Source organism: Alkalibacterium iburiense, assembly GCF_039521845.1.
In the GTDB taxonomy this organism is placed as follows: domain Bacteria; phylum Bacillota; class Bacilli; order Lactobacillales; family Carnobacteriaceae_A; genus Alkalibacterium; species Alkalibacterium iburiense.
The window spans coordinates 1-12,167 of the sequence record NZ_BAAACW010000040.1; the positions used below are offsets into that span (position 1 = coordinate 1).

At 35.5% G+C, this 12,167-nt stretch carries 11 protein-coding genes; 3 read left to right on the plus strand and 8 right to left on the minus strand.

The features are described 5' to 3' along the window. The first annotated feature begins 145 nt into the window (after positions 1–145). Positions 146–1,747, plus strand: a complete 1,602-nt coding sequence (locus ABDZ53_RS03385; protein WP_343753986.1) for a sensor histidine kinase — start codon at positions 146–148, stop codon at positions 1,745–1,747. Positions 1,748–1,760: 13 nt separating this feature from the next. Then, positions 1,761–3,311, plus strand: coding sequence for a response regulator (locus ABDZ53_RS03390; RefSeq protein ID WP_343753988.1), 1,551 nt, complete (start codon positions 1,761–1,763; stop codon positions 3,309–3,311). Between the two features lie 85 nt (positions 3,312–3,396). Here the strand turns inward: ABDZ53_RS03390 and ABDZ53_RS03395 are convergent, their stop codons facing one another. The 3 genes from ABDZ53_RS03395 to ABDZ53_RS03405 form a co-directional block, all read right to left on the minus strand. Then, the gene (locus tag ABDZ53_RS03395; RefSeq protein WP_343753990.1) at positions 3,397–4,752 is read right to left on the minus strand and encodes an ABC transporter substrate-binding protein; all 1,356 of its coding nucleotides are present in this window, start codon (positions 4,750–4,752) and stop codon (positions 3,397–3,399) included. A gap of 267 nt (positions 4,753–5,019) precedes the next feature. Further along, the gene (kduD, locus tag ABDZ53_RS03400; RefSeq protein WP_343753992.1) at positions 5,020–5,802 is read right to left on the minus strand and encodes a 2-dehydro-3-deoxy-D-gluconate 5-dehydrogenase KduD; all 783 of its coding nucleotides are present in this window, start codon (positions 5,800–5,802) and stop codon (positions 5,020–5,022) included. Positions 5,803–5,894: 92 nt separating this feature from the next. Continuing rightward, complete coding sequence (locus ABDZ53_RS03405) at positions 5,895–6,926, minus strand: glycoside hydrolase family 88/105 protein (RefSeq protein ID WP_343753994.1); 1,032 nt, start codon at positions 6,924–6,926, stop codon at positions 5,895–5,897. A gap of 162 nt (positions 6,927–7,088) precedes the next feature. Here ABDZ53_RS03405 and ABDZ53_RS03410 point away from each other — a divergent pair, with 162 nt between their 5' ends. Then, positions 7,089–7,340 carry a hypothetical protein gene (locus tag ABDZ53_RS03410; RefSeq protein ID WP_343753996.1) on the plus strand — a complete coding sequence of 84 codons (252 nt, stop codon included), beginning with the start codon at positions 7,089–7,091 and terminating at the stop codon, positions 7,338–7,340. 94 nt (positions 7,341–7,434) lie between these two features. On the opposite strand, the gene ABDZ53_RS03415 is transcribed toward ABDZ53_RS03410, so the two are convergent. The 5 genes from ABDZ53_RS03415 to ABDZ53_RS03435 all read right to left on the minus strand — a co-directional run bounded on the left by ABDZ53_RS03415 (position 7,435) and on the right by ABDZ53_RS03435 (position 12,021). Next, complete coding sequence (locus tag ABDZ53_RS03415; RefSeq protein ID WP_343753998.1) at positions 7,435–8,208, minus strand: IclR family transcriptional regulator; 774 nt, start codon at positions 8,206–8,208, stop codon at positions 7,435–7,437. Positions 8,209–8,306: 98 nt separating this feature from the next. After that, positions 8,307–9,110: a gluconate 5-dehydrogenase gene (locus tag ABDZ53_RS03420; RefSeq protein ID WP_343754000.1), complete on the minus strand. Its 804-nt coding sequence runs from the start codon at positions 9,108–9,110 to the stop codon at positions 8,307–8,309. A gap of 43 nt (positions 9,111–9,153) precedes the next feature. Continuing rightward, positions 9,154–9,996, minus strand: a complete 843-nt coding sequence (gene kduI, locus ABDZ53_RS03425) for a 5-dehydro-4-deoxy-D-glucuronate isomerase (protein WP_343754002.1) — start codon at positions 9,994–9,996, stop codon at positions 9,154–9,156. A gap of 208 nt (positions 9,997–10,204) precedes the next feature. Further along, entirely contained in the window at positions 10,205–11,149 is a 945-nt protein-coding gene (locus ABDZ53_RS03430) for a sugar kinase (protein WP_343754004.1), read from the minus strand. A 173-nt stretch (positions 11,150–11,322) separates the two neighbouring features. After that, positions 11,323–12,021: a GntR family transcriptional regulator gene (locus ABDZ53_RS03435; protein WP_343754006.1), complete on the minus strand. Its 699-nt coding sequence runs from the start codon at positions 12,019–12,021 to the stop codon at positions 11,323–11,325. Positions 12,022–12,167: the final 146 nt, after the last annotated feature.

Below are 12,167 nucleotides of genomic sequence, written 5' to 3' on the forward strand. Positions count from 1 at the left end.
TATTATACTAAAAACCCCCTATTCTATCTATTGAAATCATAGGTAGAATAGGGGTTTTTCAGCAGTCTCTGGCAGTATCCTGTCCTTTTTAATCATTATATTTACTACCTTTATAACGATTAATTATATAAGAACAGTAGATGATGTGACCCAGTTAACCGCAAACCAGCAAAAAAGCAACTTACTTTTACTGAATAGCCAGATCGAAGAGCAGTTAGCGAATATTGAAGGACAGTCGGTCATATTGGGCAGGCAAAGTAATTTGAACGATGTCGTTAGAGGGAATGCCTCCTACTTCCAAATGAATACACTAACTAATGAAATCTCTAATATTGTCGTAACGAGTTTTTTAATAGATTCTTTTGAGCTTTATTTTGATGCGCCTATCCCCCCTCCTCGAGAAGATACACCTGTAAAATATGGTTCACTTCAAAACATGGACGATAAGAACATTTTTAATATACTAGGAGATGACAATGTCAAATGGGTTGGCATTAGAGAATTTGCCAAGTTCGAAGATTCAAGAACAGTCATATCTCACGCCAGAAAACTAAGGAATTTCAGAGGTGATGTCCACGCTTTATTAATCATTAATCTTGACCCAACCCACTTAACTGAATGGCTCACTTCTTTCGTTAATACTTCTGAGTTGGTTCTGCTTAATGAACATGATCAAGTATTGGCCAATACATCAAGTAGTTTACTTGGTAATTTTTATTCTGTACCCTTTGAAGTAACGGACGATACTGTCCCTACTTTCGAGAGAGTTGATAATGATTTAGTAGTTGGAAGCAGATTATCATTCAATGACTGGAAGACGCTCAGTGTCACACCTTATAGCTATCTCACTAGCACGAGTCGGGAAATAGCAATCAATATGATATTCGTTAGTATAATAATGGTATTAGTGGCTCTGCTTTTCGGCTTGCTATTTATATCAAAATTAACTTATCCCCTTAAGCAATTAATCGATTTGATGGAAGAATACAAGTTAAATCGTACGATACAAAAGATTCCCAATGACTATGATAATGAATTCGGTAAAATTTTCGACGTGTATAGAAACTTAACCGCGCGTAACGAATATTTACTTAAAAAAGTTATTACTCATTATAGAAGACAAAAAGTTTCAGAGTTAAAAGCGTTGCAGGCAAATATCAATCCTCACTTCCTCTACAATACCTTGGATCAGCTCAATTGGAGAGCGATTGAAAATGATGACGATGAAATGAGCCATATGATAGAACTACTCGGTGAAATGTTAAGAATAGGTTTGTCTAAGGGAGAAAGTGTGATACCTATAGAAAAGGAAGTTGAATATGTTAAAAAATATCTTGAACTTCAGTCCATTCGTCTGGAAGATAAATTAAGTTATACTATTCATGTAGATGACGATATTAAGAACAGTTTTATTCCTAAATTAACTTTACAGCCCTTTGTTGAGAACTCCATTGTTCACGGGTTTAGTGATTCCAGGCACGGTCGTATAGAAATAGCAGTAAACAAAACAAACAGCAATGACATTGTGATTACCCTAATAGACAACGGTATAGGAGCAGAAAACTTTCAAAAAGAGTCTAAAACCTCTACAGGTGGCTATGGTATTAAAAATGTGAAGGAACGTCTAAAAAATTATTTTGAAAATGATGTGAGTATTTGTATTGAGAATCATTCAGATAGTGGTGTAATGGTTGAAATAATTATACCTAACATTAAAAACATTGACAAAATGTCAGTTATAAATTGAAGGTGGAATAAGTATGTGGAAAGTTATAATTATAGATGATGACCAAAAAGTGTGCGATGGTTTAGAAAGAATAATTGAAAAATCATCTCTGAACTTTACTGTTGTTGGAAAAGCTCAAAATGGATTAGATGGTTATAAATTGGCAAAAAAAGAAAATCCCGATTTAGTCATTACAGATATCTATATGCCAAAATCCAATGGAATCGAAATGATTCAAGCACTTAGAAATGAGAATATCAAAAGTGAAGTAGTTATTTTAAGCGGATATGCAGAGTTTAAGCACGCCAGAGATGCTTTAAGATTGAATATTAGAGATTACTTGTCCAAGCCGGCATCTAGGAAAACTTTAATCAGCTGTTTAACTGAAATAGATTCCCATTTAAGTTCAAATAGTAAAGAATCAAAGGATTTAATGAACTTTGAGAAGCAAATAAAGACTTATAGCAAAAATATTATAGAAGATTTACTGCAAAATTCTGTTAAACATTTAGTTAATGAAAAAAACTTAACGACTTCTCAACAACGTATTATTAATAACTGGAGTCAACATTATTATCTGCCCATCAAATTCAATTTTTCTTTAGACAGCGAGTTGTGGATCAAATATTCCAATTTAATGATTCATTTTGGTATAGACAATATTTTGAATGAGCTATTTCAGCCCAACCAGTTTAATTATTATTATGTCATCATTGATGCTTCCAATTTTATATTATTTCTTGAATCTGACGACAGTAGTCATTTAACTGATTCTTCTATTCATAATATAGAAAGTATCATTACTGACACTTTAAATAAACTCTTTAAGACCTCTTTTTCTAGTAATAGAGGAGAAATTTCTAATGACTGGTATAAAACCATTTATTCAATACAACAATTACTTTCAAATTTTGAATATGATATTGATTCAGATGTTATATTGACTATTAATAAAAAACTGGCTGATGCTATTAAAAGGATGAATATCCAAGAAGTTAAAGAAATCATTATTGATTTCTTTGAGGAAATTAAAGTAAATAATTATCTGTATGTAAATGAATTTAATATTGCTCTAGAGATTTTTACTGTATTCAAATACGAACTGGATAATATAAATATTGATATATATGAGTATGTAGAAGAAGACAATTTGCTTCACACTTTTCTATCCTTCATCTCATGGGATGATATGAAAGCTTTCTTTTTGACACTGATTGAGAACGTGGAGAACGAACCCGTTTTTGAAGATAATATTAAACATACCAAATTAGTCCAGGAGGTTATTGAATATGTAGACGATAATATTCAAAAACGATTTACTTTAAATGAAATTGCGGATGAATTATTTATTTCTAGGAATTATTTAGGGAAAATTTTCAAGGAAAAAATGAATATGACTTTTAATGAATACGTGACTAAAACCAGAATTGAAAAAGCCAGAAAGAAATTAATTACTGGCGATTATATGATTTACGAAGTGGCCCATGCAGTTGGGTTTGATAATCCAGCTTATTTCACTTCTGTATTTAAAAGAATTATGGGTTATTCCCCTTCTAAACTGTTGCAAGATAAACCCCAACGCTAGACAAAAGAGTATATAAAACTAAAAAACACGAGCACTCATCAAAGAAAAATGATGGGTGCTCGTGTTTTATTTTAGTCTATAATTTTTAATTTAAAATACCATTAGCTTCATTTACAAATTGTTCCGCTGCTTCTTCTGGAGTTACCTGTTCATATTTCAAAGCTTCTATCACTCTTAAGAATGATCCTCTTACTTCTGTTTCTCCAGGAGGGGAAATAGGATCGGCAGGAGCTGTATAATCAGCAACAACTTCTAGGTAATCAAATGTTTTTCTAGTCGAATCTCCCACTATATCACTGATATGATCACGAACCACTCCAGAAATAGGTACGCCACGTTCACCTTGTAAAATCTCATTTGCCTCTAAACTATTAGTCATAAAGTTTATAAACTGAGCTGCAGCGTCAACCTCTTCTGCCTGTTCAGTAATTGACCAAGACATAGACGGTCTAATGAAGTTAGCGTGTTCACCATCTAATGAAGGTAAAACTGTCACATCAAGCTCATATTCACTGCCTTGCTGGTCACCGATTAACTGGTTACTTGCAGCTGTTCTCATAACAGCGGTTCCATCTTGTACCATGCTTTCTCCGCCCTCAGAGTATGTTAACATGATGTCATGCGTAGGTGCAGCTCCATCAGCTACCATACGTTGAACCCATTCAAAGAAGTCAGTTAATGTAGACGTTTCAAAACCTAAGCCATCGCCTTCTTCGTTATAAAAACTTTCACCATGTTGTCTGGCAAAGTTAGTAAACAGTTCATATTCCGCATTGGCAAAGTCATAACCATGAAATTCTCCACCATCTGCTTCGATAGCTTCTTTCACTTCTAAGTTAATTTCGTATAAATCTTCATACGTAAAACCTGGTGACATATCAATGCCGTGTTCTTCTGCTAATTCAGCGTTATAAATAACAGCTAATGCATTGGCTCCAGCAGAAATTCCCAGTGTACGCCCGTCTACTTCCAGAATCTCTTGATAGACATCATCTACGTCAGACATATCAATCGTTCCATCATCAATATAGGTTTGTAAATCGACTAATAGACTATTACTATCGTATTCATTTAAATAAGAATTATCCATCTGAATAACATCTGGTAAGTTGCTGCCAGCTGCTTGAGTATTTAATCTTTCCCAATAACCGTCCCAACCCGTAAATTCAGTTTCAACAGTTATACCTGTTTCTTCAGTGAATAATTCAATCGCTTCCAAAGTCATGTCATGACGTTCTTGTCCACCCCACCAAGCTACACGTATAACCTCGTCACTATCTCCTTCGACAACCTCTTCTTCACTATCATCATCAACCGCAACTTCTTCGTCTGCTGCAGCGTCATCATCAACCGCATTGCCATCACCCGTGTCATCGCCATTGCCACATGCCACAGTTAATAAAGCGCTTGCGGCTAACATCATATAAAATCTCTTCTTCATATTATTCCTCCTTATTTTGTTCTTTCTATAACTAATTATACCTCACTGACAGCGTTTACAAACTATAAAAATGTAATATTTGTATAAAAAATCAACAAAGCGACCGTATATTTATTGTTTTTTTTATAACTTCTATAGAGTTTAAAAGCTCTCCCTAAAGTCATGATAGTTTGACTGTCTACTTTAAGGAGAGCTTCTTTCTGATTTTTATTTAACTTTAAGTTATTGAATTTGAGTTGGTTTATTAAATGAGTCTATATCTTAGACTTAACGCGCCAACCATCCACCATCTACAGCTAAAACGTGACCATTGACATAATCTGATGCCGGACTGGCTAAGTAGACCACAGCACCCATTAAGTCATATGGCTCAGCCCATTTCGCAGCTGGAATTTGGCTTAGAATTTCTTCATTGCGTTTTTCATCTTCTCTAATAGGGGCAGTGTTATTCGTTTTAACATATCCAGGAGCTATAGCATTGACTTGAATCCCTTCAACTGCTAACTCATTGGCAAATGCTTTAGTCAAACCGACTACCGCATGCTTACTTGCAGTATACGGTGGGACAAACTTGCCGCCTTGGAAACTGAGCATAGAAGCGATGTTAATGATTTTTCCGCTTTGTTGCTTCACCATTTGTTTCGCTACACGCTGACTTAAGTAGTAAACAGCATGCTGGTTAATACTGATGACTTTTTCATAATTCTCATCTTTATAGTCAATGATAGGATCTCTAACAATCGTTCCAGCGTTATTCACTAGGATATCTACTGTTCCAAAATGATCCACACACGTCTTTACAAGATCATCAATTTTGCTTTTATCTGTTAAATCAGCTTCATAGAAATAATACTCCGCATCAGTTTCTTTTAGTAACTTCTCAGTTTCCTGCCAATCATTACTATGAGTAGCGACAAATATTTTAGCACCTACTTTTGCTAATGCAACAGCATAAGCTTGACCCAAGCCTTTACTTGCCCCAGTTACTATTGCAACTTTACCTCTTAAAGAAAATAAATCTAATGAAAAATTTGATAACGTCTTATCCATTATTACTTCTCCTCCTAATTAATAGTCAGCAATGATTTTTATTGCCCAAATAACACAGTCATTCTAATATCTGATTTTAATTCATTCATCGATTAGGGATAGCGAGTTAGAATATGTGAGAAAAATATTAAAGCGAGACCTTGACCCCAGCCTTCAATTCTTTTCTTCGAAGTTTTTAAATAGCCTTCTGGCGTATTCATGACTGCCGTTCCTGTTGACACATCAGTAACATTCCCCTGATCATCCACTTTTTTTATAAGTCCATCATAAGCTTTTTGAACAACTCTAAAGGATTTAGGGGTTCTCGCCCCAGATAAAACAAAGGCTGCTGCGATACCCGCTGATCCTGACGTTTCCTCATATGAGTCCTTATCGGTCAGAATTGTATGCCACAAGCCGTTTTCTGACTGCAAAGGAATCAAGGCACTTAAGAGGTCTCTCAATGATCCATTTACACTCATAAAGGCTGGTTCCTTTACATCAATTTTTCCTTTAGTTGCTGCCATCGTATAAGCTGCCCACGCATTGCCTCTTGCCCAAAACACTTGACTCATATTGTTCTTTTCAATATTATCCCATCCATGATAGTATAATTGTGTTTCAGAATCTTGCAGATATTTTTCATGACCGCTAAACTGGGCTAAACCTACATCCAAATATTCCTGATTTTTTAATTCAGTCCCTATGTTCACTAGAAATAAGCCTGCCATAAATAATGTATCTACCCAAGCTTGTTCGGGAAAAATGGATTGACCTCCGCCAACGGTATGCTCTAAAACACCCTCGGCAAATTTTGGTGCATCGTGGACCAGATAATCCGCTTTTTTCTTAGCTAAGTCTAGGTATTTCTCTTCTCCTGTTTCCCTATATAAAAAAAGCAGCGTATGACCCATTGAACAAATATTAACTGACATAGGCGGTACACCAAATGCCATGTATTCATCCATCCATTCTTTGAGTAAGGTTAAATACCGCTCATCTTCGAGAGCATAATACGCTGAACAGACACCATAAAAAGCTACACCAGTCGGCCAATCCCACGGAAGATCCATTTCAAAGGTTCGATTAACTATTCGATCAATAGTCTCCCTAACCTCTTCTCTATTATATTCTAAAGTTGACATTCATTTATCACTCCTTTTCAATTAAATGGCGTTTAATTTATTGCGTAGTCATCAAACAGTTCAAAATAAAGCAAATGATAAGCATAATTTTCATGCTTATGCTAAACTAATTTTAACACGTAAATTTTCCGTAAATTTAAAATAATTAAAGGAGACGATACCATGTCAGACTCGAATAACCAAGTATCCACTGGTGCTCATCCAACAGGAAGTAATCATCATCCCGGCTTAGTCGATATTCCTAATAAAGAGGCAAATAATCTCAATGATGCAGATGAGACTAAAGATGAGGAACTAGTTCAAAAAACTGAAAAAGAAAAAAATCAGGAGCAAACAGAATCCGACTTTGAAGAGTTTAATATTGACAAAGTAGATGATTTAGAAGAAAGTAAAAAGAAATCAAACGATAAATAATCAGTCGTTCTCGTTGAATGACCATGACACTACTATTGACGTTTCTTGTCAGGTAGTGTCTTTATTTATCTAAAATCATAAGGTGTAGATTTTCTCACAGATGACTCTGGATAGACTGCTTCGCTTCTAATAGTGACTCAACTATTTCTGCTACTTTCTCTTCTGTCGCTCTATAAACTGGAAGACTTACACTGAAAGCTCCTACTATTTCTCTGGTCTCCTCGTCTCTTTCTTTGACGATGGCTGTGCCTATACAAAAGACACCTTCTTCATTCTCTTCATTATCAATGGAATATCCTTTTGTTCGAATACGTTCAACTTCAGACAGCAATTTTTTTGCACTAGCTATTGTTTTATCTGTCTTAGCTATAAAGTTATTCTCATTTATATAGGCAAATAATCGTTTATCGTCCATCTCTGCCAATACCGCTTTTCCCATAGCAGAGCTATACAAGTCTTTGGTATCTCCGACATCTGAGGAAATACAGACTACAGACTGACTGGACTGTATTTTTTTACTAGTAATAATCTGATCATTTTGGAATACCCCTAAGTGAACGGTTTCATCAAATGTATTATATAAATCGTCTATTTCATCTAATACTTTGTTATTAAACTGATATAATTCCAGTTGTTTAGATGAATACTTGATAAATTTAGGTCCAAGGGAATACATTTTATCTGTTTTATTCCTAGTTACAAAGCCAATATGTTCCATAGTTTCGAGTATTTTAGATAGGTTCGATTTTGTCAAACCTGTCTCTTCTGCAATAGTACTCAGAGGTTGTGGAGATGAAGCTTTATATAGGTAATTTAGAATCAAATCAGCCTTTAACAATACTGTTCCATAAAACTTTTTATCCCCCATTGTTTTCCCCCTTTTTTAATTGAAAAACGACCTTAGATTTACTCTATCCAAAGTCGTTTTTCACATTATACTAAAGATTCATCGTCTGAATGGTTTCTTTATTTAGCTGGTGTTGGTTGTTTACCAATGTAAGCTAAAATTCCTCCATCAACATAAAGAGTATGACCATTTACAAAATCAGACGCTTCAGACGCTAAGAATACAGCAGGGCCTTTTAAGTCATCTACTGTGCCCCAGCGAGCTGCAGGAGTTTTAGATATGATAAACTCATTAAATGGATGTCCTTTTGCACGTAACGGAGCTGTTTGAGGTGTTTCAATGTAACCAGGTCCTATAGCGTTACATTGAATATTGTATTCACCGTATTCAGAAGCTATATTTTTAGTTAACATTTTCAGACCGCCTTTTGCCGCAGCATAGGCACTGACTGTTTCGCGTCCTAATTCACTCATCATTGAAGCGATGTTTATGATTTTACCGTGCCCTCTTTCAATCATGGACGGCAATACTGCTTTAGCCATAATGAATGGTCCAGTTAAATCAATATCGATCACTTGTCGCCAGTCTTCAGCTGACATTTCAATCATCGGAATGCGTTTAATAATTCCGGCGTTATTAACTAAAATATCAACCGGGCCTACTTCATTCTCAACTTTAAGAACAAAATTCTTTATTTCTTCTTCTTTAGTAACATCGGCTACATAGCCATGTGCTTCGATGCCCGCTTCTTTATAAGCTGCCAATCCCTGATCCACCAGATCTTGATTGATATCATTGAATACTATAGTCGCTCCTGCTTCAGCTAGAGAACTAGCAATTGAAAAACCAATTCCGTAGCTAGCTCCAGTGACTAAAGCCACTTTTCCTTTTAGTGAAAAGGAATCCATTGTAAACCCGTTCATAAATTGTCCTCCTGCGCTTTTCTATTTATTTGTTATTCTATTTTTATTTCAGATCTTTCATGTCTACGTGGTCCATATCTTCATAAGTGATATTTTCTCCACACATAGCCCAGATAAAGGTATAATCACTTGTACCTACTCCTGAGTGAATAGACCAGCTAGGTGAGATAGCCGCTTGTTCGTTAGACATGACTAAGTGTTTTGTCGCATCTGGTTCTCCCATGAAATGCATAACACGTGTATCTTCAGCCATATCGAAGTACAAATATGTTTCCATACGTCTTTCATGAGTATGTGCTGGCATAGTGTTCCATGCGCTTCCTTCAGATAAAATAGTGTAACCCATTTGTAACTGACAGCTTTCACACTGGTTAGGGTGCACATACTGATAAATACTACGATGGTTTAATGTCTTAGCATCTCCCATTACTTTAGGATCAATATTATCAATAGCTAATTTAACTGTTGGATATACTTTGTGAGCTGGTGTGGATACGACATAAAATTTAGCTGGATTTGATGCATCATCAGATTTGAAACGAACGTCTTTTGTTTCTTTTCCAATATAAAATCCATCTTGTTTTTTCATTGGCTCTTCGTTACCGTCAATTGTAATAACACCAGGACCACCGATGTTGATCACTCCTAATTCACGTCTTTCCAAGAAGTAGTCCACACCTAGAGATTTATTTAAAACAATCTCTAATTCCTTCTCAGTTGGAGTGACTCCTCCGAAAATCATTCTGTCGTGATGAGTGTAGTTTAATACAATCTCACCTGGTTCGAAAATCTTCTCAACTAAGAAGTCCTCTCTTAGCTCATCAGTTGAAAAGTGCTCAATGTCTTTTGGCGCATGAGCATAATACGTCTTATAAGGTGTTTCCATTATTATCCATTCTCCTTTTCCTCTATATAGTATTTTTGTCTTGTGTTTCCAAAAAAGAAACTAAGGTATCCTATTTGGAAACTACAAATTAATCTTATGATGAAAGCGCTCATTTGTCAAGCCCTTTCATTAAGTTCTCATAATCTTTGATAGCGTTTAAATTTTAAGTGTCTATCCTTTATTTTTTACGCCATTAAGTGGAGCGATTTTAACTTTGGGAATGAATATATTGTTCTAATGATTCTTTGGACGGCAGGCCTTCATTATCTCCTACATGTTGGACTTGTAAGGATCCGATAGCATTGGCATATACTGCAGCTTGCTCCCAGCTTGAACCCATCAAATAGCCATGGATGACTCCAACTGCGAAACCATCTCCGGCCCCAACAGTATCGACCACTTTGTCTACTTTAAAGCCACTGATATTGACGGTTTCTTTTCCTTTTTCAGTAACATAGGCCCCGTCTGCTCCGTTTTTTGTAATAACAACTTGAGCACCCTTGTTTAAATAAAATTTGGCTATTTCTTCAACATTATCTGAGCCTACTAGTATCTTCCCTTCTGAAACTCCTGGAAGAATAACATCTGCATACTCAGCTAATTTATTCAGAACTTCAATCATTTCACTAGTTGATGGCCAAAGAGCTGGCCTCAAGTTCGGGTCAAAAGTGATAAACGTTCCTGCAGCTTTTGCTTTCTCCATTAAATAAAATATAGCTTCTCTAACAGTTGAGCTGACTGCTGGCGGAATACCCGTTACGTGTAATAATTTGCTTTTTGAAAAATCAATATGATCTACTTCGGCTTTCGAAAAAGTAGTAAAAGCACTGGCTTTCCTATAATAAGCAGTCGTCGGATCGCCTTTTTCTACTTTATTCTTTAACATGAGCCCCGTTTGATGACTTTCAGTAGAGGATATATAGTGACTGCCAATATTTTCTTTTTGAATTCCTTCCACTATAAACTGACCAACCGGGTCGTTTCCTAATTTAGTTACATATTCCACAGTATGGCTCAAGCGTGACAACCCAATGGCTACATTGAGCTCAGCACCTGCTATTGATTTTTTAAAATGTATGACGTCTTTTAGAGAGCCCAATTCTGTGGCACTAAATAGCCCCATCGGTTCTCCTACAAGGATTACGTCTGACATCTGAACACCTCCTAAATACTTTCATTCTATAACTTTAGCTTAAAATTTTCATCAAAGGCTTTAACATCACTAATGCGTTTTCATTATTTATTGTATCCTTTTAAGATATGTTTCTCAATTCCAGAGAAGATAATAGTTAATAATCAATTATAATCTTTCAATTTTATAAGGAGTTACTCTAATGAGCTATTGACCATTTTTATAGACTCCTCTGTAAAATAGTCAGGATGGGCATTCAAGATGTGGCCCTGCTCTTTTAACATAAAGCGAATATGATTAATCGTCAGATAAGACACTTCATCGATGTTCTTCTCTATGACGGCTTCCAGTAAGGCTTCATGCTCCTTTAATATCAGGTTGTAATCAAATGTTTCACTTTCAAGATGCAACCATCTAAACCGATCCAAGTGGGTGTTATATGTGTTTATCCAAGACCATATTTTCCCTTTGTTGACTATTATATAACATGTTTCGTGAAAGAGACTATCTAGATCATGGTATTTTGAAATATCCTTTTGTTCAAATTCGCTTTTCTGCTTGTTTAAAATCTTTTTTAAATCGTTAATATTCTTCTCAGTATATTTAGCAGACAATTCAACCATGATCTCTTTTTCAATACACTCTCTCACAAAACGAGATTGCATGGCTTGTACCATATCAATTTTAGATATAAAGGTTCCAGATTGAGGGATAGTATAGATAAGATTTTGCCTCTGCAATTGCTTGAGAGATTCTCTCAACGGAGTTCTGCCTACACCCAATGTTTCCATCAACTCTGAAATAATAATTTTCTGTCCGGGCTTCAATTCCATCTTAATGATTTTTTCCCTTAATTTATCATAGGTTCTGCTTTGAATCGTTGATTGTTTCATATAATACCCACCTTTCTATTATAAAATGAAGAACCACCATTAATAGAGAGATGCGTTTGACATCTCGAGTAGTGTCATCCTTTGAAAATAGTCTGACAGGATACTCATTAATAATGATTCTTCATATATACTATTTACATGTTGTG

Bases quoted from the DNA above. Each gene is read 5' to 3' on its own strand.
- ABDZ53_RS03420 (WP_343754000.1), bottom strand. From the start codon at position 9,110: ATGAACGGGTTTACAATGGATTCCTTTTCACTAAAAGGAAAAGTGGCT.
- ABDZ53_RS03430 (WP_343754004.1), bottom strand. From the start codon at position 11,149: ATGTCAGACGTAATCCTTGTAGGAGAACCGATGGGGCTATTTAGTGCC.
- ABDZ53_RS03405 (WP_343753994.1), bottom strand. From the start codon at position 6,926: ATGTCAACTTTAGAATATAATAGAGAAGAGGTTAGGGAGACTATTGAT.
- ABDZ53_RS03415 (WP_343753998.1), bottom strand. From the start codon at position 8,208: ATGGGGGATAAAAAGTTTTATGGAACAGTATTGTTAAAGGCTGATTTG.
- ABDZ53_RS03390 (WP_343753988.1), top strand. From the start codon at position 1,761: ATGTGGAAAGTTATAATTATAGATGATGACCAAAAAGTGTGCGATGGT.
- kduD (WP_343753992.1), bottom strand. From the start codon at position 5,802: ATGGATAAGACGTTATCAAATTTTTCATTAGATTTATTTTCTTTAAGA.
- ABDZ53_RS03435 (WP_343754006.1), bottom strand. From the start codon at position 12,021: ATGAAACAATCAACGATTCAAAGCAGAACCTATGATAAATTAAGGGAA.
- ABDZ53_RS03410 (WP_343753996.1), top strand. From the start codon at position 7,089: ATGTCAGACTCGAATAACCAAGTATCCACTGGTGCTCATCCAACAGGA.
- kduI (WP_343754002.1), bottom strand. From the start codon at position 9,996: ATGGAAACACCTTATAAGACGTATTATGCTCATGCGCCAAAAGACATT.
- ABDZ53_RS03395 (WP_343753990.1), bottom strand. From the start codon at position 4,752: ATGAAGAAGAGATTTTATATGATGTTAGCCGCAAGCGCTTTATTAACT.